The 24,402-nt window shown below is 62.4% G+C and carries 24 protein-coding genes; 12 read left to right on the forward strand and 12 right to left on the reverse strand.

From position 1 onward, the window contains the following. A partial coding sequence (locus AC07V8_RS03170) for a transposase (RefSeq protein WP_494677241.1) occupies nt 1–468 on the forward strand: 468 nt, incomplete at its 5' end. A gap of 78 nt (nt 469–546) precedes the next feature. Here AC07V8_RS03170 and AC07V8_RS03175 read toward each other — a convergent pair. The 8 genes from AC07V8_RS03175 to AC07V8_RS03210 form a co-directional block, all read right to left on the reverse strand. Beyond that, on the reverse strand, nt 547–2,022 hold the full coding sequence (locus AC07V8_RS03175; protein ID WP_494677242.1) for a DNA recombination protein RmuC: 1,476 nt from the start codon (nt 2,020–2,022) through the stop codon (nt 547–549). Nucleotides 2,023–2,058: 36 nt separating this feature from the next. Next, nucleotides 2,059–2,496: a group II truncated hemoglobin gene (locus tag AC07V8_RS03180; RefSeq protein ID WP_494677243.1), complete on the reverse strand. Its 438-nt coding sequence runs from the start codon at nt 2,494–2,496 to the stop codon at nt 2,059–2,061. A gap of 59 nt (nt 2,497–2,555) precedes the next feature. Continuing rightward, nucleotides 2,556–5,057 carry an ABC transporter permease gene (locus AC07V8_RS03185; RefSeq protein WP_494677750.1) on the reverse strand — a complete coding sequence of 834 codons (2,502 nt, stop codon included), beginning with the start codon at nt 5,055–5,057 and terminating at the stop codon, nt 2,556–2,558. 239 nt (nt 5,058–5,296) lie between these two features. Continuing rightward, complete coding sequence (locus tag AC07V8_RS03190; RefSeq protein WP_211442068.1) at nt 5,297–5,881, reverse strand: DUF4126 domain-containing protein; 585 nt, start codon at nt 5,879–5,881, stop codon at nt 5,297–5,299. Between the two features lie 280 nt (nt 5,882–6,161). Beyond that, entirely contained in the window at nt 6,162–7,253 is a 1,092-nt protein-coding gene (gene aroC / locus AC07V8_RS03195) for a chorismate synthase (protein WP_494677244.1), read from the reverse strand. A 257-nt stretch (nt 7,254–7,510) separates the two neighbouring features. Continuing rightward, nucleotides 7,511–8,605 (reverse strand): nucleoside hydrolase, encoded by a 1,095-nt coding sequence (locus AC07V8_RS03200; RefSeq protein WP_494677245.1) that lies wholly within the window; start codon nt 8,603–8,605, stop codon nt 7,511–7,513. 28 nt (nt 8,606–8,633) lie between these two features. Next, nucleotides 8,634–10,520 carry an MFS transporter gene (locus AC07V8_RS03205; protein ID WP_494677246.1) on the reverse strand — a complete coding sequence of 629 codons (1,887 nt, stop codon included), beginning with the start codon at nt 10,518–10,520 and terminating at the stop codon, nt 8,634–8,636. 143 nt (nt 10,521–10,663) lie between these two features. Then, nucleotides 10,664–11,083: an NINE protein gene (locus AC07V8_RS03210; protein ID WP_098496203.1), complete on the reverse strand. Its 420-nt coding sequence runs from the start codon at nt 11,081–11,083 to the stop codon at nt 10,664–10,666. Here AC07V8_RS03210 and AC07V8_RS03215 point away from each other — a divergent pair. Next, on the forward strand, nt 11,082–11,234 hold the full coding sequence (locus AC07V8_RS03215; protein ID WP_494677247.1) for a hypothetical protein: 153 nt from the start codon (nt 11,082–11,084) through the stop codon (nt 11,232–11,234). The genes AC07V8_RS03210 and AC07V8_RS03215 overlap by 2 nt on opposite strands. 3 nt (nt 11,235–11,237) lie before the next feature. On the opposite strand, the gene AC07V8_RS03220 is transcribed toward AC07V8_RS03215, so the two are convergent. Beyond that, nucleotides 11,238–11,684, reverse strand: a complete 447-nt coding sequence (locus AC07V8_RS03220) for a CBS domain-containing protein (RefSeq protein ID WP_211442074.1) — start codon at nt 11,682–11,684, stop codon at nt 11,238–11,240. A 264-nt stretch (nt 11,685–11,948) separates the two neighbouring features. Between AC07V8_RS03220 and AC07V8_RS03225 the strand changes: the two genes are divergently transcribed. The 4 genes from AC07V8_RS03225 to AC07V8_RS03240 all read left to right on the forward strand — a co-directional run bounded on the left by AC07V8_RS03225 (nt 11,949) and on the right by AC07V8_RS03240 (nt 14,863). Further along, nucleotides 11,949–13,271 carry an O-acetylhomoserine aminocarboxypropyltransferase gene (locus AC07V8_RS03225; RefSeq protein ID WP_494677248.1) on the forward strand — a complete coding sequence of 441 codons (1,323 nt, stop codon included), beginning with the start codon at nt 11,949–11,951 and terminating at the stop codon, nt 13,269–13,271. Nucleotide 13,272: 1 nt separating this feature from the next. Further along, nucleotides 13,273–14,133 (forward strand): alpha/beta fold hydrolase, encoded by an 861-nt coding sequence (locus AC07V8_RS03230; RefSeq protein WP_494677249.1) that lies wholly within the window; start codon nt 13,273–13,275, stop codon nt 14,131–14,133. Between the two features lie 64 nt (nt 14,134–14,197). Further along, nucleotides 14,198–14,518: an Mpo1-like protein gene (locus tag AC07V8_RS03235; RefSeq protein WP_494677250.1), complete on the forward strand. Its 321-nt coding sequence runs from the start codon at nt 14,198–14,200 to the stop codon at nt 14,516–14,518. 129 nt (nt 14,519–14,647) lie between these two features. Further along, entirely contained in the window at nt 14,648–14,863 is a 216-nt protein-coding gene (locus AC07V8_RS03240; RefSeq protein WP_494677251.1) for a hypothetical protein, read from the forward strand. On the opposite strand, the gene AC07V8_RS03245 is transcribed toward AC07V8_RS03240, so the two are convergent. Then, entirely contained in the window at nt 14,825–16,147 is a 1,323-nt protein-coding gene (locus AC07V8_RS03245) for a YihY family inner membrane protein (RefSeq protein WP_494677252.1), read from the reverse strand. The two genes, AC07V8_RS03240 and AC07V8_RS03245, sit on opposite strands and share 39 nt — an antisense overlap. 97 nt (nt 16,148–16,244) lie before the next feature. On the opposite strand from AC07V8_RS03245, the gene wrbA reads away from it, so the two are divergent. The 6 genes from wrbA (at nt 16,245) to AC07V8_RS03275 (ending at nt 22,256) form a co-directional block, all read left to right on the forward strand. After that, a complete protein-coding gene (wrbA, locus tag AC07V8_RS03250; protein ID WP_494677253.1) occupies nt 16,245–16,874 on the forward strand; it encodes an NAD(P)H:quinone oxidoreductase in 630 nt (209 codons plus the stop codon). Then, entirely contained in the window at nt 16,871–17,311 is a 441-nt protein-coding gene (locus tag AC07V8_RS03255; RefSeq protein ID WP_494677254.1) for a DUF2069 domain-containing protein, read from the forward strand. The genes wrbA and AC07V8_RS03255 overlap by 4 nt, the downstream gene beginning before the upstream one ends. A gap of 30 nt (nt 17,312–17,341) precedes the next feature. After that, nucleotides 17,342–17,617: a hypothetical protein gene (locus tag AC07V8_RS03260; protein ID WP_494677255.1), complete on the forward strand. Its 276-nt coding sequence runs from the start codon at nt 17,342–17,344 to the stop codon at nt 17,615–17,617. A gap of 186 nt (nt 17,618–17,803) precedes the next feature. Further along, on the forward strand, nt 17,804–19,216 hold the full coding sequence (locus AC07V8_RS03265; RefSeq protein ID WP_494677256.1) for an FAD-binding oxidoreductase: 1,413 nt from the start codon (nt 17,804–17,806) through the stop codon (nt 19,214–19,216). 112 nt (nt 19,217–19,328) lie between these two features. Next, nucleotides 19,329–20,885, forward strand: coding sequence for a DUF1800 domain-containing protein (locus AC07V8_RS03270; RefSeq protein WP_494677257.1), 1,557 nt, complete (start codon nt 19,329–19,331; stop codon nt 20,883–20,885). A 15-nt stretch (nt 20,886–20,900) separates the two neighbouring features. Next, entirely contained in the window at nt 20,901–22,256 is a 1,356-nt protein-coding gene (locus AC07V8_RS03275; protein WP_494677258.1) for a DUF1501 domain-containing protein, read from the forward strand. Between the two features lie 12 nt (nt 22,257–22,268). Here AC07V8_RS03275 and AC07V8_RS03280 read toward each other — a convergent pair whose 3' ends face one another. Beyond that, entirely contained in the window at nt 22,269–23,066 is a 798-nt protein-coding gene (locus AC07V8_RS03280) for a LytR/AlgR family response regulator transcription factor (RefSeq protein WP_494677259.1), read from the reverse strand. A 48-nt stretch (nt 23,067–23,114) separates the two neighbouring features. Continuing rightward, nucleotides 23,115–24,221: a sensor histidine kinase gene (locus AC07V8_RS03285; protein ID WP_494677260.1), complete on the reverse strand. Its 1,107-nt coding sequence runs from the start codon at nt 24,219–24,221 to the stop codon at nt 23,115–23,117. Nucleotides 24,222–24,402: the final 181 nt, after the last annotated feature.

The raw sequence follows: 24,402 nt of genomic DNA on the forward strand, positions 1-24,402 counted from the left end.
TTGGAGGGCGACATTGATGATCACATTGATCGACATCCCGGCCTCAAACGTGATGCCGAGCTCATCACGAGCATCCCAGGCATTGGAGCCACTACAGTGGCGCGAATCCTGGGCCAGTTGGGCGACATCCGGCGATTTGACAACGCTAAGGCATTCGCCGCATTTCTCGGCGTAACCCCTAAACAACGCAGTTCTGGCACTTCAATCAAAGGTCGAACCATGATGAGTCGGGCAGGAAGCATGTCTATGCGGGCGGCACTTTACATGCCTAGCTTGGTGGCATGCCGGCACAACCCGATACTACGTCGCTTTGCTCAGCGGTTATCGGCCACTGGTATGGCGAAAAAAGCGGTGATCGGGGCTGTCATGCACAAAATGACTCACCTAATTTACGGAGTGATCCATACCGGCAAACCCTTCGATCCAAATTATTTGACCAGCGGGCTTGCTATTCAAGACGGTATCTGACCCCAGATGACTCCATTCCGGCAGCGCACTGTCCGATATCAAGCGCTTGCACGACATCAGCGACGTGAAATGTCGATCTTAGTTTTCGTCGTCGGCCAGCAGGTCCGGCTCTTTCCCCAGCAAGCGCTGCGCCGCCTCGCTCGGCAAGGCTTCCACCGATTTCAGCTTGCGCGCCATCTGGCGGCTGCGCACTTCGGCCTGGTCGATGTTCTTGGCGGCGCGCTCCAGCGTCAGCTTGGTGGCGGCCAGCACGTCGCCGAACTTGCCGAATTCGGTCTTGACTGCGCCCAGCACCTGCCACACTTCGGACGAGCGCTTTTCCAGCGCCAGCGTGCGGAAGCCCATCTGCAGGCTGTTCAGCAGCGCCGACAAGGTCGACGGTCCGGCGATGCTGATGCGGTGCAGGCGCTGCAATTCATCGGCCAGGCCGGGGCGGCGCATGACTTCGGCGTACAGGCCTTCGGTCGGCAGGAACAGGATGGCGAAATCGGTGGTCAGCGGCGGCGACAGGTATTTCTCGGCGATGGTCTTGGCCTCAAGGCGCACGGCGCGCTCCAGTTCCCGCGAAGCCAGCGCCACGCCTTCGGCATCGGCGCGGTCGGCCGCATCCGCCAGCCGTTCGTATTGCTCTTTCGGGAATTTGGCGTCGATCGGCATCCATACCGGCGTGCCGCCGTCGTCATTGCCCGGCAGCTTGATGGCGAACTCGACCCGCTCGCCGCTGCCGGGAACGGTTTCCACGTTCTTGGCGTACTGCTCCGGCGTCAGCACCTGTTCCAGCAGCATTTCCAGCTGCACTTCGCCCCAGGTGCCGCGCGTCTTGACGTTGGTCAGCACACGCTTGAGATCGCCGACGCCGATCGCCAGCTGCTGCATTTCACCCAGTCCCTGATGGACTTTTTCCAGGCGGTCGGAGACGATCTTGAACGATTCGCCGAGGCGCTGTTCCAGCGTCGCATGCAATTTCTCATCGACGGTCTTGCGCATTTCTTCCAGCCGCAAGCCGTTGTCGGTTTGCAGGTCCTTGATCCTGGCTTCCAGCGTGGCGCGCACTTCGGCCATGCGCTGCGCGTTCGATTCAGTCAGCGCCGCCAATGTCTGGTTGAGGGTATCGCCGAAACGCTGGAGCGACTGCGCCTGCTCCTCGCGGCTGGTCTGGGCCTGCTGGTTCATCGCCAGCCGCATGCCATCGAGCTGCTGGGCGTTGGTCTCGGTGAGCTTGACCAGCTGCTGGGCGAAGGTGTCGATCTGGTTATTCTGCAAGGTGGCGACGCTGGTCATCTGCGCCGCCAGCGTTTGCTGCAGCTGGCCGAAGTTGCCGCCGATTTCCTGCCGCATGTTTTGCGCGCTGGTCTGCACTTCGCCGCGCAGCTCGCGCTGCTGGCGTTCGCCACGATCTTGCTGATCTTGCTGATGGCGTTGCAGATCGTTCTGCAGCTGCGCCAGCTGCTGCGCCGGATCGGCGCCGCGCGCGCTGCGCAAGATGGCGACGATCTGCAGCACGATGATGACGGCGGCGACAGCAAGCAAGACGAGTAATTCTGATGAGGGCATGTGGGCTAACTAATTAATGTAATCTGAAACGAACAGTTATTGGGGAGTATCTGGTTTATTACGCATCCAGTCAGCGGTCTGGAAGAAGGACGTCAGCAGGCGTTCCCGCAGCCATTCATCCATGCCGACATCCTGCATCGCCAGCGCCATGCAGCGCAGCCACTGGTCGCGCTCGGGCGAGGCGATGGCGTAAGGCAGGTGGCGGGCGCGCAGGCGCGGATGGCCGAATTGTTCTATATACAAATCGGGGCCGCCGCTCCAGCCGGACAGGAACCAGTAGAACTTGTCGCGCGAGCCGTCGAGGGTGCTCGGATGCAGGGCCCGGATCACGGCGAATTGCGGCTCCAGGTCCATCAGGTCGTAAAAGCGGTCTACCAGCTCGCGCAGCTTGCCGGCGCCGCCGATCAGGTCGTAGATGCTGGCCTGGGATTGCTCCTCAGGCGCTTGGGTGGTGGCAGTGGTGTCTGTAGTCATGGCGGATAATGATAGCGTAAGCCGCCATTATCCCCGAAATGCCAGGATGCAGTACTGCTTCAGGCCTCACGCAACGTTTGCAGCGGCGGCTGACGCAGCACATGGCGCAAGCCGACCCAGCCGCCGGCGAAGGTGCAGCCGGCGCCGATCGCCATTCCCGCCAGCCATACCAGCGGGCTGAAAGTCCAGGTGAAGCTGAATACATACTGCGCCAGCGCCCAGCCGATGGCGGCGGCGCCGCTGGCCGCCAGGAAGCCGGCCAGGCTGCCGATCAGCGCGAATTCGATCCATTGCGATTGCGATAACTGTTTACGGGTCGCTCCCAGCGCGCGCAACAGCCCCGCCTCTCGGGTGCGCTCATCCTGCGAGCCGACCAGCGCCGCGTACAGCACCAGCGCGCCGGACGCCAGCGTGAACAGGAACAGGAATTCGACCGCCGCCACCACCTGGTTGATCACGCCCTGGATCTGCCTGATGACGCTGCCGATATCGACCACCGTCAGGTTCGGGAAATCGCGCGTCAGCTGGTTGCCGAAGCCGGCATGCGCGTCCGGCAGGTTGAAGGCGGTGATCCAGGTTTGCGGCATGTCGTGCATCAGCCTGGGATTGAGGATGACGAAGAAATTGACTCGCATCGAACCCCATTCCAGCTTGCGGATGCTGGTCACCGGCGCGCTCACCAGCTGGCCGGCGATATCGAACTGCAGCCGGTCGCCCAGCTTCAGCTTGAGAGTCTTGGCCAACCCTTCCTCGACCGAGGCGGCGGGCTGGCCGTCGTCGAACCATCGGCCGGCCGTGACCGTGTTCTGCGGCGGCACTTGCAGCATGGTGGACAGGTTGAATTCGCGGTCGACCAGGCGCTTGGCTTTGTCGTCAGGATAAGTATCGGCGGTGATCGGCTTGCCGTTGACCTGGGTCAGGCGGCCGCGGATCATCGGAAACAGTTCCGGCCGCGCGATACCGATTCCCTGCAGGCGCTGGCTGATCTCGGCGCGCTGATCGTCCTGGATGTTGATCACAAAGCGGTTCGGCGCATCAGCCGGCGTGGCCTGCTGCCAGGCGCCGATCAGGTCGCCGCGGATCACGGTCAGCAGCAGCAGCGCCATCAAGCCCAGCGACAAGGCGACGATCTGCACCACGGTCGCCGCCGGCCGCCGCTGCAATGCTGTCAGAGCAAAGCGCCAGCTGGGATGAGACGACAAGCCGCGGATATGGCGCGAGCCCTTGAGCGCCAGCCAGCCGAGCAAGGCGAACAGGCCGAAGCCGCCAAGGAAGCCAAGCGCGGTCAACAAGCCCAGCTTGAGGTCGCCAGCCTGCCATAGCAGCAGCCCGATGAAGGTCAGCGTCCCGAGCCCATAAGTGGCCAGCACCAGCGCCTGCGGCGCATCCTGCTCGCGCCGGATCACGCGGTTGTGCGGCACATTGCGCAGTTGCAGGATCGGCGGCAAGGCAAAGCCGATCAGCAGCAACAGGCCGGTGACCAGGCCTTGCACAGCCGGGATCGCGCTGGCGTTCGGCAAGTCGCTGGAGATGAATTTACCGAGCAGTTCGAGCAGCATGAAATGGGCGCCGAAGCCCAGCAGCACGCCGATCACGCTGCCGGCCAGGCCGATCAGCAGGAATTCCAGCAGATACAGCTGGGTCACCTGGTTCTGCGTCATGCCGAGACAACGCAGCATGGCGCAGGCATCCAGATGGCGCAGCATGAAACGGCGCGCCGCCATCGCTACCGCCACCGCTGCCAGCAGCGCCGACAGCAAGCCCACCAGCGACAGGAACTGTTCGCCGCGGTCGAGGGTGGCGCGCATTTCCGGGCGGCCGTTTTCCAGGCCCTCGATGCGCACGCCCTTGACGTTCTCGCGGCTGATATCGCTTTCCACCCACTTCTGGAAATCCTGCACCTGCGGTCCGGTTCCAGCCAGCAGCAAACGATAGGTGACGCGCGAGCCGTCCTGGACCAGATTGGTTGAGGCCAGGTCGGCCATGGACAGCATCACGCGCGGCGCAAAATTGATGAAGCCGCTGCCGCGGTCGGGTTCGACCACCAGCACCTTGGCGATGGTGAAGCTGCGCTCGCCCAGCTTGAGCGGATCGCCGACCTTCAGGTTCAAGGCCGTCAGCATGTTGGCGTCCAGCCAGACCGTGCCGGCGGCCGGCGTCTGGCGCGTGGCCTGACCGGCGGCGGCGCCGGCATCGGCCACCACCAGGCTGCCGCGCAAGGGATAGCCGGCGCTGACAGCCTTGAGCGAAGCCAGCTGCGAGCGCGCGCGGTCGCCCTCGCCGGCCAACGCCATGCTAGGGAAAACCACGGTATCGGCCAGGGTCAGGTGACGGCGCTCGGCTTCGCTGCGCCAGGCGGGATTGATGCGCTGGTCGGCGGAAATCAGCAGGTCCGCTCCCAGCAGCTGGTGCGCATCGCGGCTGAGGCCGGCGCGCATGCGGTCGACAAAGAAGCCGACCGCGGACAATGAGGCAACTGCGACAATCAGGGCTATCAACAAGAAGCGTAATTCGCCGGCGCGCCAGTCGCGCTGGGTCATGCGTAGAGACTGCAGAAAGATCATCCTGGATCCGGTAGTTGAACGGGTGCGAGTGTGCGTTTTTCCGGTTCTCTGGCTAGGCGCGACGACGACGCGGACTGCTAGTCCGCTAGCAGGAGCAACGACGTCAGAGGGCCGGGAAAACGTGCAATCGCACCCGTAGCGCTCTTGCAAACACGCAGGGCGCAATTAAAAGAAAGAACATCATAGTACATAAATTTTCCCAGACACCGAGAAGCGGTCAACTGCCGGATCCAGGATCAAGTAGCAAGCCTTTGGAAGACCCAGCGGATACCGCGCCAAAGTTTAGGCACCAGCCAGATCGCAAACAGAAAAAACAGGAACAGGAAGGCAAACAGCAGCCAGGGATGGAAAAACGCTGCCCACAGGCCGCCCAGCACCGTCGCATCCTCGGAAAACGAAGCGGTCCAGTTGCTCAGCGGTTCCGGCGAAGTATTGATCATGGCGCGGCTGCCGGCCTTGGTGGCATGCGCGCCCAGGGCGAAAGTACCGCCGACCAGCGCCGCCACCGTGGTCCAGGCCGGGTCCATGTGGCCCATGGCGGCTACCGCCAGGATGGCGCCGGCCGGAATCCGGATGAAGGTATGGATGGCGTCCCACACCGAATCCAGGCCGGGAATTTTGTCCACCAGAAACTCGATCGCGGTCAGCAGGCCGGTCACGCCGATCACCCAGGGCGATTCCAGCACCTGCAGCGCCTGCGGCAGGTCGATCCAGCCGGCGCGGCCGAACCAGCCGGCGATGAAGAGCGCCATGTAGAGGCGGATGCCGCTGGCCCAGGACAGGCCGCCAGCAAGGGCGGCACTGGAAAGTGTATCGATCATGATGTCCCCTTCTCTCTCCGGATGGGTCGGTTTCAGACACGCCTGACGTGCATCTTCATTCTATACGAAGCACAATTTAAACAAGCGTAACGTAAACCTACGCCAGCCGCCGAAGATTAGCCAGCGGGATTGCAAAATCGATGACGGGATGAGGTCCGGACGCCACTGACGCCTGCGGCAAACGGCGCTCGGCAGCCGCCGGCAGGCGATTATCAACAGAGGGAGCGAAAGGAAAAATGCCACCGGATCACGGTGGCGCAGGAAGCAATTACTGAGGAAATTACTGCGGATCGACCAGCCGCTCGACCTGCACATCGCCGCACTGGGCGCGGTGGCGCAAGGCGTGGTCCATCAAGACCAGCGCCAGCATGGCTTCGGCAATCGGCGTGGCGCGGATGCCGACGCAAGGATCGTGGCGGCCGAAAGTCTCGACCGTGGCCGGATTGCCCTGCTTGTCGATCGATTGCTTGGGCGTGCGGATGCTGGAAGTCGGCTTGATGGCGATCGACACGGTGATGTCCTGGCCGCTGGAAATGCCGCCCAGGGTGCCGCCGGCGTTGTTGGTGAGGAAGCCGTGGCGGGTGATTTCATCGCCGTGCTGCGAACCTTTTTGCGCCACGCAGGCAAAGCCGGCGCCGATTTCCACCCCTTTGACAGCGTTGATGCCCATCATGGCATAGCCGATCTCGGCGTCCAGCTTGTCGTACAGCGGCTCGCCCAGGCCGACCGGCACATTGGACGCCACGACATCGATACGGGCGCCGCAGGAATCGCCGTCTTTACGCAGAGCATCCATATACGCTTCGAGCTGCGCGATCTGGCTGGCGTTGGCGGCAAAAAACGGATTGTTCGGCACATGCTCCCAGGATTCGAAAGCGATCGGCAGCTCGCCCAGCTGGCTCATGCAGCCCTTGAACGTAGTGCCGTACTGCTGCTTGAGCCACTTCTTGGCGATCGCCGCCGCCGCCACGGCCGGCGCCGTCAGGCGCGCCGAGGAACGGCCGCCGCCGCGCGGATCGCGGATGCCGTATTTCTGCCAGTAGGTGAAGTCGGCATGGCCGGGCCGGAAGGTATCGATGATATTGCCGTAATCCTTGCTGCGCTGGTCCTGGTTGCGGATCAGCAGCATGATCGGCGTGCCGGTGGTCTTGCCTTCGTAGACGCCGGACAGGATCTCGACGGTGTCCGGCTCCTGGCGCTGGGTAACATGGCGCGAGGTGCCCGGCTTGCGGCGGTCCAGATCGGGCTGGATATCGGCTTCCGACAATTCCATGCCCGGCGGACAGCCGTCCACCACGCAGCCGATGGCCGGTCCGTGGGATTCGCCGAAGTTGGTGACGCTAAACAGACTGCCGAAGGTATTGCCGGGCATGATAATCCAGAGAAAAAGGGGCTGAAAAGCATGATTTTACCAGCGCCACCCCTCAGGGGCTACCCGGCCGGCAAAATTATTGCCTTTTCGATATCGTAGGGTGGGCACATCGTGCCCACGCGTGACCGTGATAGCCGGAGTGCGGAACCGGGCGGCACGAAAACTAGCACGTGCGTGGCACGAAAACTAGCACGTGCGTGGCACGAAAACTAGCACGTGCGTGGATTGAATTCACGCGTGGGCACGATGTGCCCACCCTACGGCAATTTCGCCAGCTGCGCCGTCAGCAGGTCAAAGAAGCCCTGGGTATCGCCTTCGGTGATCCAGCGCGCATTCTCGGGCTTCTTGGTCGCGTGGTAGTAATCGACCACGGTGGCGCCGAAGGTCGGCCCTTCGCGGGTATCGACGTCGACATTCACCATGCGGCCCTTGAACATGTCGGGCTTGAGCAGGTAACCGATGGTGGTGGCGTCATGCACCGGGCCGCCCGGCAAGCCGTATTGCTTGATGTCATGTTCGACATAGGCGTCGAGGATGTCGGCGGCGATCTTGCCGGCGTTGTTGCCGATCTTGCGCAGCCGGTCTATGCGCTCCGGACTGGTCAGCATCTTGTGCGTAACGTCGAGCGGAATGACAGTAAGCGGCAAGCCGCTCTTGAACACCACGTCGGCTGCATGCGGATCGGCGAACACATTGAATTCCGCTGCCGGCGTGATATTGCCGCCGTTGAAATGGGCGCCGCCCATCATGATGATTTCCTTGATGCCCTGGCGAATCTCGGGATGCTCGATCAGCGCCATGGCCAGGTTGGTTTGCGGGCCCAGGGTCACGATCGTAAGGCTCGCCGGCGCCGCCGCCAGCAGCGTCTCGACCAGGTATTGCACCGCCGAGCCTTTGGCCAGCGGCTGCTTCGGTTCAAAGATCTTGACGCCGGTGACGCCTTCGGCGCCGTGCACCTCGGCGGCATAGATCGGCGCGCGCAGCATCGGCCGCGAGCAGCCGGCATACACCGGCACGTCCGGGCGGTTGGCCCATTCGCGCACCATGCGTGCATTGCGCGCGGTGTAGCGCAGCTGGACATTGCCGGCCACCGTGGTGAGCGCCTTGACATCCAGGCGGTCGCGCGCGGACAAGGCCAGCAGTATGGCGATGACATCGTCGGCGCCGGGATCGGTGTCGATGATCAAGGGCACCGGGCCGGCTGTAGCGCCGGCGGCTAGCGTGGTTTGCATAGGCAGGGTACTCAGTAAAAGGCTTGCGGCCAGCAGCTTGCCGCCGCTGCTCAGGAAACGACGGCGTGCCGCATGCACCGCTACGGCATCGTCCAACAGGGTATGTTTCAGTTTCGCCATTACTCTCATTCCTTTTTTGTCTGCGCGGTCATTTCCATTCACCGCGTAAAGCCTGCACCTGCTGCTGCAGGTATTCCGGCGTTGCCTGGGCCGCCGCCACCGCCTCGCCCACCGCCAGCTGCAGCGCCGACAGCGGACCGCGCTTGAAGGAACGCTGGAAGGGATTGCCGCCGCTGCGGGTCCACATGCTGCCCCACAGGCCGCGCAGCGCCATCGGGATCACCGGCACCGGGCTGCGGTCGACGATTTTCTTGATGCCGCCGCGGAATTCGTTCATTTCACCGGTGCTGGTCAGTTTGCCTTCCGGGAAAATGCAGACCAGGTCGCCATCCGCCAACGCCGCCGCGATCTGGTCGAAAGCGCGTTCCATCAATGCCGGATTTTCCTTGGCCGGCGCAATCGGGATCGCCTTGGCGGTCTTGAACAGCCAGGCCAGCACCGGCACCTTGAAGATGCGGTGGTCCATGACAAAGCGGATCGGCCGCGGGCTGGCCGCCATGATCACGATCGCATCGACGTAGCTGACGTGGTTGCACACCAGCACCGCCGCACCCTCCTCCGGGATGCGGTCGCGGTTGAAGGTGGTGACGCGGTGGATGGTGTGGATCAGGATCCAGGCGACGAAGCGCACCAGGTATTCCGGCACCACGGTGAAAATGTAAGCTGCCACCAGCGCATTGAGGATCGCCGTCACCAGGAAAATCTGCGGAATGGTGAAGCCCATGCTCAGCAAGGTCAGCGCCACCAGCGCCGCCACTACCATGAACAAGGCGTTCATGATGTTCATGCCGGCGATCGTGCGCGACAGGTGCTGGCGGTCGCAGCGGGTCTGGATCACGGCGAACAGCGGCACGATGTACAAGCCGCCGAACAGGCCGATCATCACGCAATCAAACAAGATGCGCCAGCTGCCGTGCTGCTGCACGAAGCTGGCCATGTCCACGGCGGCGGTGTTGGTGTAGCTCAGGCTGGCCAGGAACAGGTCGAGGCCGAACACCGACAGGCCGATCGCGCCGAACGGCACCAGGCCGATTTCCACCTTGTGGCCGGACAGGCGTTCGCACAGCAGGGAGCCGGCGCCGACGCCGAGCGAGAACACGGTCAGCAGCAGCACGAAGACGCTATGGTCGCCATGCAGGTAGTTTTTCGCATATAGGGGAAATTGCGCCAGGATGATGGCGCCGTAGAACCAGAACCAGGAGTTGGCCAGCATGGCCAGGAACACCGGACGGTTCTTGCGCGAGAAGCTCAGGTTGCGCATGGTTTCGGTGATCGGGTTCCAGTTGATCTTCAGCCCCGGCTCGGCGGCCGGGGTCAGCGGAATCCGGCGGCTGAACAGCCAGCCGAGGATCGCGATGGCGACCGTGCCGCCGGCGACCAGCTCGATGCCCCAAGGCTTGTGGACCACCAGCACCGCGCCCAGCACCTCGCCCAGCAGGATGCCGACGAAGGTGCCCATTTCGATGATGCCATTGCCGCCCACCAGCTCGTTGGGACGCAGCTGCTGCGGCAGGTAAGCATACTTGACCGGCCCGAAAATGGTGGAATGCACGCCCATGCCCACCACCGCCAGGATCAGCAGCCACAGGGTATGCGTCATCCAGCCGACCGCGGCGACCGACATGATGACGATTTCCAGCACCTTGACGTAGCGCGCCAGGCCGGATTTTTCGAACTTGTCCGCCAGCTGGCCGGCAGTCGCCGAAAACACCACGAAGGGCAGGATGAACAAACCCGGAATCAGGTTGTTCAGCACATTGACGTCCATGCTGGTCCAGCTGATCGCCTCGTAGGTCAGGATCGTCAGCAAGGCGGTCTTGAAGACGTTATCGTTGAAAGCGCCAAAGAACTGGGTCCAGAAGAACGGCGCGAACCGGCGCTGGCGCAACAAGGAAAATTGACTGGATTTGGACATAGGTAGGCTAGGGAGAAAGCTGCGCAGTATGGCAGTGGTGAATAATTGATTGTTTTACAGGACTGAAGCCGCGGCCACGGCAGCTTGCGGCATCAGCCCTGACGCCCTCGCGTCAATCCCTTGGTAACGATCCAAGCGCGGCGCTACCCGCGCTGCGCATTCTTCATCGAGATCTGCTCGTTCAAAGTCCAGAAATCGTACAGCACGCCCAGCAGGAACAGTCCGCCGGTAAACAAATAGAGGATGCCGGTGAGCCACTTGCCCTGGTACATGCGGTGCACGCCGAAAAAACCGAGGAAGGTCAGCAGCAGCCAGGCCACGCTGTAATCAATGGCGCCGGCGGTAAAGCGCAGGTCGGCCTGGCGATTCATGCTCGGGATCAGGAAAACGTCGATCAGCCAGCCGATACCCAGCAGGCCGAGCGTAAAGAACCAGATGGTGCCGGTGACCGGCTTGCCGTAATAAAAACGGTGAGCGCCGGTAAAGCCGAAAATCCACAGCAGATAGCCCAGCACTTTGCTATGGGTATCGATCACGGAACCGTCCGGACGGATATTATTCATGAATAAACTCTTTCAAATCGATAAAAATGCATTGCGCCGACCGGCCGCGGCTACAGCCTGGCCGCCAACCCGCTATTTTGCACCAGGAACCAACAAAAAAAACCGTTTGCGGCATCTTGCTGCCGCAAACGGCTCTTCATTCATCGGATAAATCCTACTCTTCGCTAGCCGCCGGCCAGTCGCGGATATAGGCTTTCAGCATCTTGTTTTCAAAACCCTGGGCGTCCAGCACGGCTTTCGCCACGTCATAGAACGACATCACGCCCAGCAAGGTGCGGGCATCCATGATCGGCACATAGCGGGCATGGCGCTCCAGCATGATGCGGCGCACCTCGTTGACTTCGGTATCCGGCGTTACGGTGATCGGGCTGTCGTCCATGTGCTTGCGCACCGTGTTGCTGCCTACCGCGCCGCCGTTCTGGTGAATCGCATTGAGCACCTCGCGGAAAGTCAGCATGCCGATCAGCGTGCCGAACTCCATCACCACCAGCGAGCCGATATCCTTTTCCGCCATCGTGTTGACTGCCTCGATCAGCGGCGTTTCCGGCGTCACGGTGTAAAGGATATTGCCTTTGACTTTGAGAATCTCAGATACTTTCATGGTGCCATCCAGTCTTTACTTTGGTTGTGGGCAGCTCTTAAAACCGTGGCCTCAGCGACGCCGACATGATGCAAGGTCTGGTCGAGAAGCGGAGCCGTACTTTAGTACAGTGAGCATCGCAGGCCAGAGATTGCGACGCGCAGTAGGTTTTTAGAGTTACCCTTATGCTTGTATGCAGAATGTAGCGTAAGCCAGAGCAAAAATCTACCGCGCAGCGCAGCATCCGCCCCTATATATCGAAAATAGAAGGAGACCTCCCACATCATGAGCAGCCCCCATTATCCCGGCTTCGACACCATGTCGCTGCATGCCGGCAGCGTGCCCGACCCCGCCACCGGCGCGCGCGCCACGCCGATCTACCTGACTTCGGCCTTCGTTTTCAAGGATTCCGACCACGCCGCCTCGCTGTTCAACATGGAACGCGCCGGCCACGTTTATTCTCGCATTTCCAATCCCACCAACGCCGTGCTGGAAGAGCGCATCGCGGCGCTGGAAGGCGGCGTCGCCGGGATTGCCGTGGCCAGCGGCCAGGCCGCCATGCACCTGGGCCTGGCCACCATCGCCGGCGCCGGTTCGCATGTGGTGGCCTCGCGCGCGCTGTATGGCGGCTCGCACAACCTGCTGTCCTACACCATGAAGCGCTTCGGCATCGAGACCACCTTTGTCGATCCCAGCGATATCGATGCCTGGCGCGCGGCGATCCGGCCCAACACCAAGGTGCTGTTCGGCGAAACCCTGGGCAATCCGGGACTGGATGTGCTGGACATCCCGCGCATCGCTGCGCTGGCGCATGAGCATTACCTGCCGCTGATGGTGGATGCGACGTTTACCACCCCTTACCTGCTGCGGCCGTTCGACCATGGCGCCGACCTGGTATTCCACTCGGCCACCAAGTTCCTGTGCGGCCACGGCACCGCGGTTGGCGGCCTGCTGGTGGACGGCGGCACGTTCGACTGGCAGCAAGCCTATGAAAAGACCGGCCGCTTCAGCGAGCTGTGCGAACCGTACGAAGGCTTCCACGGCATGGTGTTTTCGGAAGAATCGACAGTGGCGCCGTTTTCCCTGCGCGCGCGGCGCGAAGGCTTGCGCGACTTCGGCGCGGTCATGAGTCCGCACAACGCCTTCGCCATCCTGCAAGGCATAGAAACGCTGGGACTGCGCATGGAAAAGCACGTCGCCAATACACGCAAGGTGGTGGAATTCCTGGCAGCGCATGCGGCGGTGGAATCTGTGGCCTATCCGGAACTGCCTTCGCATCCCGGCCACGAACTCAGCAAGACGCTGCTGCCCAAGGGCTGCGGCGCGGTGTTCTCGTTCAACCTCAAGGGCGACCGCGCGGCCGGCCGCCGCATGGTCGAGTCGCTGAAAATATTTTCGCACCTGGCCAATGTCGGCGACGCCAAATCGCTGGTGATCCATCCGGCTTCGACCACCCATTTCCGGGTGCCGAGCGAGCAGCTGGCCGCCGCCGGCATCAGCGAAGGCACCTTGCGCCTGTCGATCGGACTGGAAAATGTCGAGGACCTGATCGAAGACCTGGCCTTCGGCCTGAAGATGTCGCAACGCACTGAACGGAAGGATAAATGAGATGTTACTGAAAACACATTTCCGCGGCGCCGAACACGAAACCTATTGCTACACCGGCGGCAAAGCCTTCGACCCGGCGCTGCCGACCGCGGTCTTTATCCACGGCGGCCAGAACGACCATTCCGTCTGGATCCTGCAGACCCGTTATTTCGCCCATCACGGTTTCGGCGTGCTGGCGGTGGATTTGCCGGGACACGGCCGCAGCCAGGGCCCGGCGCTGGCCACCATCGAAGATTTGTCCGACTGGCTGTCCTGCCTGCTGGATGCCGCCGGCGTCAGCAAGGCGGTCCTGATCGGCCACAGCATGGGTTCGCTGATTGCGCTGGAAAGCGCCGGCCGCACCGAGAAATCCGGCCGCATCGCCGGTATTGCGCTGGTCGGCAGCGCTTATCCGATGAAAGTCGCGGACGCCTTGCTGGACGCCGCCAACAATGCGCAGCAGAGCGCGATCGACATGGTGAACATCTGGTCGCACTCCACCATGTCGCCCAAGCCATCGGCGCCAGGACCGGGTTTCTACGTGCAGGGCGCCAGCCAGCGCCTGATGCAGCGCATCGCCGGCCAGTCGGCCGCCAAACCGACCGTGTTCTATACCGACTTTGCCGCCTGCAATGCCTACGCCAACGGCGAACAGGCGGCGCAAGCGGTCACTTGCCCTACCCTGTTCCTGCTGGGCCAGCGCGACGTCATGACGCCGGCCAAGGCGGCCGCCGGCCTGATCGGCGCCATCAAGCAGGCCAAGGTTGTGCAGGTGGAAGCTTGCGGCCATGCGCTGATGGCGGAGCAGCCGGATGCGGTGCTGGATCACCTGTTCAAATTTGCCAGTGCGGCGACGGTTGCAGCGGCCGCCACGGAAGACTAAGCTTAAAGAACAGCAAGGATAAAGACGACCAAGCAGCAAGATCCAGCCACCGCCAGGAGACAGAATGCCTACCGTGCTTGAAAAAAAGTATGAGACTTTCGCCGAGTTCTACCCCAGCTACCTGAGCCAGCACAGCAACCGCACCTGCCGCCAGCTGCATTTCGTCGGCTCCACGCTGGCGCTGGCTTCGGTGGCCATGCTGGTATTTACCGGCAATTTTTACTGGCTGCTGGCGGCGCTGCTGTGCGGCTACGGTTTTGCCTGGGTCGGTCATTTCGCGTTTGAAAAGAACCGCCCGGCAACCTTCAGGCAGCCCTTGTATTCATTCCTGGGCGATTGGGTGATGTACTGGCAGATGCTCACCGGCCGGGTATCTTTTTACTAACTATGTTTTCGTCAACAATGTGAAATCTTTTTCACAGCAATGTGAACCGTTTATCCCGTAAAATTCGTTTCTTTGTTTTCTGGCATCGCCATCCATGCCATGGCGCGCCGTATAGCGACAGGAGTTTTAATGGGAACACCAGCTAGCGATCCATTGCCGGCGCTGCTCAAGAAGCCAGACGCGACCGACGCCACACCGGCCCCGGCTGCCGTGGCGCCACGCCGGCCGATGACCTCGTTCTTGATGAACTACAGCCAGCCGACTTATCCCGGCAGGGTGACGATCAGCTATTTCTGGATTTCAAGACTACCGCAGGGCGGCACGATCAAGGTTCGGGTTGGCTAGATCATCAACAGGCCCCGCAGACTGCGTGAAATGCGCCGCCAGCGTCTGCTCCAGGCCGTGTTCGATGGCGCTTTCCACACATCGGTCGAGGCCGCTGTCGATGGCTCTGCCGGCGGCCGGATTCCATACGAACATGCGGTAGATATCGGCCAGCTTCAACACCTCCGGATTAGCCAGCAGGATCCAGCCGTCGACATTGATGCGCATCTTGCGGCCCCACTGGCTGCGCGTCGGCATCTCGGTCTGCACAGTGCCGACCCAGCCTGCTTCCAGCATCTGCTGCAGCAAGCTTTCCGACTCATCGAAGCCTAGCCGCGTAGCGCGCCGGATCTGTCCCGCATCGACCGCGGCCGAACTGCCGCGCATGCGGGCCTGGTGCAAGACCTGCAGCACCGCCATGGCGTCGACGAAAGCGCTGCCTGGCGACGGCACATGCCACCAGCGCTCGTACTTCACCACCGGCAGCGCGGCTGCCAGCAGCGCTCCCACCAGCGTGATCATCCACAGCATGTAGATCCACAAAAGGAATATCGGCAAGGCCGCCAGCGTGCCGTAGACCATGGTGTAAGTCGGAAACTTGATGATGTAGGCGGCAAACACGCGTTTGGCGATTTCAAAGGCGATACCGGCCAGCAAGCCGCCCCAGATCGCATCGCGCCAGTCGACGCGCTGGTTCGGCACCGCCACGTACAGCAGGGTAAAAGCGCCGGTGGTCAGCGCCACCGACAGCAGCGTATAGAACCAGCGCCCGATCCAGCTCACCACCAGGCCGTCGGCCGCCGCCGACAAATACGAGGTGACGGTGATCGAGACGCCGATCAGCAAGGGCCCGAGCGTGATGATGGCCCAGTACACCAGCACCCGGTGGATCCATGGCCGCTGCGTCTTGACGCGCCAGATGCGGTTGAACACGTGGTCGACGGTCGACATGGTCAGCACCGAGGTCACGATCAGCGCGACCCCGCCAACTGCCGACAGGCGCGCCGACTTGGTGGCAAACTGGTTCAGGTAGTCGAGAATCGTGCTGGCGAAACCGCGCGGCATCAGGTTGCGCACGAAATACTGCTCCAGCGCGGCGCGGAAGGTGCTGAACAGCGGAAACACGGTAAAGATCGCCAGCGCGATGGTCAGCATCGGCACCAGCGCCAGGATGGTGGTGAAGGTCAGGCTGCCGGCCACCTGCGGCAGGCGTTCCTCGTCCAGGCGGCGCGCCGCGAAGCGGAACAGATCGCGCAATTCCACCCAGGACAGGCCGCGCAGTCTGGAAAATTTTATTGACGTCATGCCTTACCTCATTTTGCCCGCCGCGGCACATCATGAAACCGGGCGCGGCAGGCGTTTTGCACCATGAGTTGGCGCTAAAGCGCCCTATAATACCAAAATGAACTCATCCAACATTAACGTTATTACACCGATTCTGGTTTTGTACTATTCGCGCCATGGCTCAACCCGCAAACTGGCCGAACTGATCGGCCAGGGAATCGACTCGGTGGCCGGCTGCGAAGCCCGCCTGCGCACGGTGCCGGCGGTCTCCACCGTGACCGAAGCCAGCGCCCCCGACATCCCGGCCGAAGGCGCGCCCTATGTCGAACTGGCCGACCTGCACCAATGCGCCGGCCTGGCGCTCGGCTCGCCCACCCGTTTCGGCAACATGGCTTCCGCCATGAAGTATTTCTGGGATGGCACCAGCACCGAATGGCTGGCCGGCACCCTGGCTGGAAAGCCCGCCTGTGTGTTCACCTCCACCGGCAGCCTGCACGGCGGCCAGGAATCGACGCTGATGTCGATGATGACGCCCTTGCTGCATCATGGCATGCTGATCATGGGCCTGCCCTACACCCTGCCCGAACTGATGACCACCGCCAGCGGCGGCACCCCCTACGGCGCCAGCCACTGGTCCGGCATGAACGGCACGCAAGCAGTCTCCGCCGAAAGCCGCACCCTGGCCATCGCCCAAGGGCGGCGGCTGGCCGAAACCGCATTGAAGCTCAACCCAGCGGGGCCAAGATGACTACCAAACTGAAACCCGACACGGCAACCCACCCGCTGCCGCACGCCGCCCGCCAGCCGCGTTTCTTTTACCTGGGCGCGGTAACCAGCCTGCTGGCCCTGATAGCTCTCGGCCTGGCCTGGGAACTGGTGCTGGCGCCGCTGCGTCCCGGCGGTTCCTGGATGGTCCTGAAAGTCCTGCCCCTCCTATTCCCCCTGCGCGGCGTCCTCAAGCGCGACGTCTACACCATGCAATGGGCCTCGATGCTAATCCTGATCTATTTCACAGAAGGCATCGTCCGCGCCACCAGCGACAGCAACCTGATCAGCACCCGCCTGGGCTGGCTGGAAGTAGCCCTCAGCACCATATTTTTCCTGTGCACCATCCTTTATCTACGCCCATATAAAAAGGCAGCCAAGGAAGTAGCGCAAGAAGCAATAAAGAAAGCGTCACGATAAAGCAGCCATGCAGCCTGAAATAAAGAGGCTGTGGATTTTGACGTTGGGGTTGGTTTTGAAGTTGCGGGTGCTTTTGCCGTTGCCGTTGCCGTTGCCGTTGCTTTTGAAGTGCCCCGCATTGAGACGTTGCCAAATCCGGCGCGTGTCAGCCGGGAATTGTGGGAGGACATGTTTGAGCCGAAGGCGAGTTGGTCCTCCCACCCGGCTGATACGCGCCGGATTTGGGGACCCGACCAGAGGGAGGGCAACGGCTTTGCGGTCGCCTTTTCTTTGCTTACTTTCTTTTGGCGAAGCAAAAGAAAGTGAGCGGCTGCCGGGCCGCTCCCGGCTTGTATCCACGGAGTAGGAAACGTTTTAACTACGCACTAACCGTTCATAGCATGCCACCGCACTCACTCCGTAGCCCGTCAAATGGGGTCAGAGCAATTTACGACGATGAAGCCGTCGTAAAAAAACTCTGACCCCATTTGACTGCTTTTTCGAAAATTTGATATGAACAATGACGCTTTTCTTGCTGCTTGCCGCGATGCCATCGGCGACTCCCATGTGCTCACCAGCCATGCCGACAAGGCCGGCTACCTGACCGATCAACGCCAGCGCTACACCGGCCAGGCACTGGCTGTCGTCAAACCCGCCAACACCGAAGAAGTCGCCCAGCTGGTCCAGCTCTGCAACCAGTTCCGCATCCCCATCGTCCCCCAAGGCGGCAACACCGGCCTGGTGCTAGGCAGCGTCCCCGACCAAAGCGGCCAAGCGATCGTCCTCTCGCTAAAACGCCTCAACCAGATCCGCGCCATAGACCCGGCAAACCACACCATCACCGCAGAAGCCGGCTGCATCCTGCAACAGGTGCAAGAAGCCGCCGCGACAGCAAACCGCCTGCTCCCCCTCTCGCTAGCCGCCGAAGGCAGCTGCACCATCGGCGGCAACCTCTCCACCAACGCCGGCGGCACCGCCGTCCTGCGCTACGGAAACAGCAGAGAACTCTGCCTCGGACTAGAAGTCGTCACCGCCCAAGGCGAAATAATGCACGGCCTGCGCAGCCTGAGAAAAGACAACACCGGCTACGACCTGCGCGACCTCTACATCGGCGCCGAAGGCACCTTAGGCATCATCACCGCCGCCGTCCTGAAACTCTTCCCCCAGCCCAAAGTCCAGCTGACCGCCCTCGCCGCGCTGCAAAGCCCCGCCGATGCGCTGCGCCTGCTGACGCTGGCGCAAGAGCGCTGCGGCGCCACCCTGACCGGCTTCGAACTGATGTCCGACCTGTGCCTGCAACTGGTGGCCAAGCACTTCCCGCAACTGCAATTCCCGTTCAACGAACGCCATCCCCATTACGCATTGCTGGAACTGTCCGATAGCGAACCCGCCCCCCATGCCAGCGTGCTGCTGGAAGCACTGATGAGCGAAGCGCTGGAACAGGACATCTGCCAGGACGCCGTGCTGGCCAGCTCCGGCGCCCAGTCGCGCGCCCTGTGGCAACTGCGCGAAAGCATCTCCTCGGCCCAGGCCAAGGAAGGCAAGAACATCAAGCACGACATCTCGCTGCCGATCTCCCGCATCGCCGAGTTCATCGCCGCCACAGACGCCCTGCTGCAGCAGCACTTCCCGGGTTGCCGCAACGTCACCTTCGGCCACCTGGGCGACGGCAACCTGCACTACAACGTCTCGCCGCCCGAAGGCGTCCCGGCCGAGCGCTTCATCGAACAGCAGGCCGCCATCAACCTGCTCGTGCACGACAACGTCCACCGCATGGGCGGTTCGATTTCAGCCGAGCACGGCCTGGGCGCGCTCAAGCGCGAAGAAATCCTGCGCTACAAATCGCCGGTGGAAATCGCATTGATGAAAACCATCAAGCAGGCGCTGGATCCCCTCAACCTGATGAATCCAGGCAAAGTCATTTAAAACCAGCCGCGCCAAAAGTTGCCGCCTTACAATCTGTTACACCGCCGCTGTAAGCGCCTGCCTGCCGGCGGCCGTTAACCAACGATGTAAGCAAACCTGCAAAAGGCTGGACATGACCTCGATCACAAGACTACCCGGATTGCTGTCCATGGCGCTGCTGCTGGGCAGCTTCAGCACAGCGCAGGCGCAAACCGCGCAGGCGCCGCTGAACGATTCGGAAAAAGCGCTGCATGTGCTGAACCGGCTAGCCTACGGACCACGCCCAGGCGACGTCGACGCCGTCAAGCACATGGGCGTCAAGCGCTACATCGACCAGCAGCTGCGGCCCGACAGCCTGCCGCTGCCAGAAGAATTATCGGGAAAACTGGCAGGCTTATCGACTTACCAACTCAGCACCACCCAGCTTTACCAGCAATACGGCCCGCCCTCCTTCCCGCCCAACAGCGCCACTCCCGAAGAAAAGAACATGGCGCGCCAACGCGCCAACAAGGACATCACGCCGCAAGCCCATTTTGCGCGCTTGTGGCTGGCCACTGAAAGCCCGCGCCAGCTGCAGGAAGTGATGACCGAATTCTGGTTCAACCATTTCAATGTGTTCGAAGGCAAGGACTGGGTGCGCTACTGGAACGGCGAGTATGAGAAAGACGTGCTGCGGCCGAATGCGCTGGGCAACTTCCGTCAGCTGCTGGGCAGCGTCGCCCACCATCCGGCGATGCTGTATTACCTCGACAACTGGCTCAGCAGCGGCGTCAACACGCCGGAAGCCAAGGGCCGCTTCAAGGGGCTCAACGAAAACTACGGCCGCGAGTTGCTGGAGCTGCACACCATGGGCGTCGACAGCGGCTACACCCAGGCCGACGTGATCGCGCTGGCGCGCATCCTGACCGGCTGGACCATCGATGAAAAAGCCATGAAGGACGGCCAGCCCGGATTTGCCTTCAATCCCAAGCGCCACGATTTCGGCGACAAGATCTTCCTCGGCCAGACCATCAAGGGCAGCGGCGAACAGGAAGGCGAACAGGCGCTCGATATCCTGGCGCGCCATCCCGCCACCGCCCATTTCGTCGCCGCCAAGCTGGTGCAGTATTTCGTCTCCGACAAGCCGGAACCGGCCCTGACCGAGAAGCTGGCGCGCCGCTTCCTGGCGACCAACGGCGACATCAAGGCCGTGCTGCGCACGCTGTTCGACAGTCAGGAATTCTGGGCCCGCAGCAATTACCAGACCCAGTTCAAGACGCCGTATCAATATGTGGTGTCGTCGCTGCGCGCAACCGCGACGCCGGTGCTGAACGTCAAGCCGATCGACGGCGTGCTGAATCAGCTCGGGCAGCCGCTGTACGGCTGGCTGACGCCGGAAGGCTATAAATTCTCCGAGGAAGCCTGGCTCAATCCGGATGCCCTGCTGCGCCGGATCAATTTCGTCAACGGCCTGAGCAACGGCAAATCGCCGATCGCCCGCGCCGAAACGCCGCCGCCGGTGCCTGGCGCGCCAGCGGCTTCACCGACTCCAGCGCCGATTACCTACGCCGCGATGCCGGTTGACCCGCAACAGCTGATGCAGACGCTGGCGCCGGCGCTGGAACCGCACAGCCTCGCCGCGATTACTGCCGCGACGCCCAATCTGCAGGTCGGCCTGATACTCGGCGGACCGGATTTCATGAAAAGATAAAGTCAGGAGCAAGCCATGAACCGTCGCGATTTCATCCGCCAACTCGGCCTCGCCGGCAGCGGCGCCATCCTGATCCCGGTAGGCCTGTCCGGCTGCGTGGTGGCGCCGCCCAGCAAGCCGCTGGCCAAGGCCAAACCGACGCCGCCCGTCAGCATTGCGACAACAGCTGACAGCCCGCTTTCGTACGGCAATCCGTTGCAGCGGCCGCACACGCCTGGCGACGGCACGCCGCGCATGGTGGTGGTGTTCCTGCGCGGCGCCGTGGACGGCTTGAACGTGGTGGTGCCGCATGGCGATCACAATTACTACAAGGCGCGGCCGACCATCGCGGTATCGCGCCCGGGCACGCAAAACGGCGCCATCGATCTGACCGGCTACTTCGGCCTGCATCCGGCGCTGCAGCCGCTGCTGCCCTACTGGGAAGATGGCCGGCTGGCTTTCATCCACGCTTCCGGCTCGCCCGACATGTCGCGCTCGCACTTTGAAGCGCAGGACTACATGGAAACCGGCACCCCGGGCGAACACAATACCCGCGACGGCTGGATGAACCGGATGCTGGCGCTGATACCTGGCCTTATGCCGCAGTCGCCGTCGCCGATGCAGGCGCTGACCCTGGGCGAATCGGTGCCGCGCATCCTGACCGGGCGCGCCGTGGTGGCCAACATGCCGACCGGGCGCGACGCCACCCGCCCCACCCTGATCGACAAGCCGGAAGTGAGCCAGGCTTACGCCGCCCTGTATGCGCAAGATGCGGCGCTTGGCAAGTCCTACCGCGACGGCATCTCGGCGCGCAAGGAATTGCTGGCCGACGCCAGCAGCTCGGAACAGAAGATGGCGAACAACGGCGCGCCGCTGCCGAACGGCCTGTCAATCGACACCGCGCGCCTGGGCCGCCTGATGCGCGGCAATCCCGAGATCCGCCTCGGCTTCGTCGCCGTCGGCGGCTGGGATACCCACACCAACCAGGGCAACGGCAGCGGCCAGCTGGCCGGACGGCTGCGGCCGCTGGCCGACGGCCTGGCGACGCTGGCGAACGAGCTGGGACCGGCTTTCAACGATACGGTGATTGTGGTGATGTCGGAATTCGGCCGCACCTTCCGCGAGAACGGCAATGGCGGCACCGATCACGGCCATGGCAACGCCATGTGGCTGCTGGGCGGCAATGTGCGCGGCCGCACCATCCACGGCCACTGGCCCGGCATCGATGACAAGTCCTTGAATGAGGGACGCGACCTGGCCGTCGCCACCGACTTCCGCGCCGTGCTGGCGACGCTGGCGGAAAAACACATGCGTATCGGCGATCCGGCCATGCAGAAACTGTTTCCGCAATATGGCGCGGGCAATCCGCATGCCTTGAATTTGCTGGTGTAGCGGCCGCCGGATTCAGCGCACCAGCGCCTTGATCACCGCCCACTGCCGCCGCGAAATCGGCAGGCGGTGATCGATGCCGCGCAGGATGACTTGCCAGACTTCCTGCGGCTTGTCGGCATCGCCTTCGCCTTCCGCAATGCAGATGCCGCGTTCGACGCCGATGATGGCGTTGCGCGCCACCAGCGCGTTGCGATGCACCCGCACAAAGTGCGCCGCCAGTTCTTCTTCGATCGACACCAGCGAATCTTCGATCAGGTATTCCTTGCTCTTGGTGCGCAGCGTGACGTACTTCAGCTCCGCCTTCAGATACAGCACCTCGCCCATCGGCACCAGCGACATGCGGCCGCGCTCCTGCACCGCGAAATGCTGGCGCGGCGATGCCGCTGCTGCTTCTGCGCCGCTCGCTGCGGCTGGCGGCGGCTGGCGCAGGCGACTGGCGCGCGCGATGGCCTGCGCCAGCCGTGCAGCGCGCACCGGCTTGACCAGATAGTCGAAGGCTTGCACCTCGAATGCATTCAAGGCGTAATCGTCATAGGCGGTCACGAAGATGATCAGGGGCGCCTCGGCCTTGGCCGCATCCGCGTTGCTCGCCAGCTGCTCGGCCAGCTGCAGGCCGCTCATGCCGGGCATCTGCACGTCCAGCAGCACCAGATCCGGCGCGGTGGCGGCAATCCCTTCCAATGCGGCTTGCGCATGGGCGGCTTCGCCCACCAGGTAATGCGGACAGTCGGCGACGATATCCGACAGCAGCGTGCTCAGCCTGGCGCGCGCAGGCGCTTCGTCGTCGACAATGAAAATGCGAGGAATCATGTGGATGGGTTCGGCGGAATGGCTAAGGAATGGTCGGCGGATCAGATTCTACTTGCTGGCCGGCGGCTTCGCCAGCGCTGCCTTGACATAGGGGAAGCTGGCGCGCACCTGGAACTGCCCCAGCGTGGTGCTGGTGGTCAGCTGCGCTTCGACGTCGTACAGCAACGCCAGCCGCTCGCGGATATTTTCCAGCGCCATCTGGTTGCCCTCCGGCAGCGCGGCGACGCCCTTGCCGCTATACGGATTGTAGGGATTGGTGATGACGATCTCGATCCGCTCCAGCGAATGGCTGAGCTTGATGTGGATCAGGGCCGGTTCGGTGCTCGGCTCGACGCCGTAGTGCACCGCATTTTCTATCAGCGGCTGCAACAGCAGGGTCGGGATCTGCGCCCGGTACACCACCTCATCGCTGATGCCCTCGCGCTCCCATTGCACCCGCAAACGATCGCCCAGGCGTATTTTTTCTATCGACAGATATTGGCGGCACAGGCGGATTTCCTTTTCCAGCGTGGTCATGGCGCGGCCGTCGCGCATCAGCACGCGGATCAGGTCGGCCAGGTCTTCCAGCGCCGCCTCGGCCCGGCGCGGCTCGCTGCGGATCAGCGACAACACCGCGTTGAGGCTGTTGAACAGGAAATGCGGCCGAATCCGCGCCTGCAAGGCCTGCAGGCGCGCCTCCACCAGCACCGGCGAAAAAGCGCGCGCGCGCAATTCGAAATAATGCTGCAGGCCGATGCCGAACAAGGCCGCCACCAGCGCCGCGCGCAAGACGCCGCCGGCGGCGTTGAGATGGGAAAAACCGTTCAGGAACCAGTCGAAACCCGACAGCAGCCAGATCACCGCCATCGTCACCAGCGCCGGCGCCAGCGCGCACAAGATCCGCTGCATCACAAAAGAAAAGTGGCGGGCAATCCGATGCAAGCCGCACAATACCGACAACGACAGGAAACAGGCCGGCTCGACCAGCATCGCCGATTCGACAAAACTGTTGATCGCTGCAATCAGCCCGTCGCTGCGCAGCAGGATCGCCGCCATGACGGCCAGGTTCACCGCGATCAGCGCGCGGAACACCACGCCCAGGTTGCAGCCGTCGGGAATCACCACTGCGCCGGGTTGCAGCGCCGGCGAACTATCGACAGCCTGATCAGAAAGCATGGACGCTGGCATTGGTTGACATAAAAACAATCATGACTTGGTTATAAGGCATATCGAAGGCATATCGCGCAGGGTAAAATGCCTGCATCAAGCAGGCACAGCCGGTTTTCGGGGGCAGTGATTTATAATCGCATAATTCCTTGCCTGCTCATTGCTTACTTCACTTCTTACTCTCACGCGC

The sequence above is a fragment of the Collimonas sp. GW821-FHT02H07 genome (assembly GCF_059421505.1).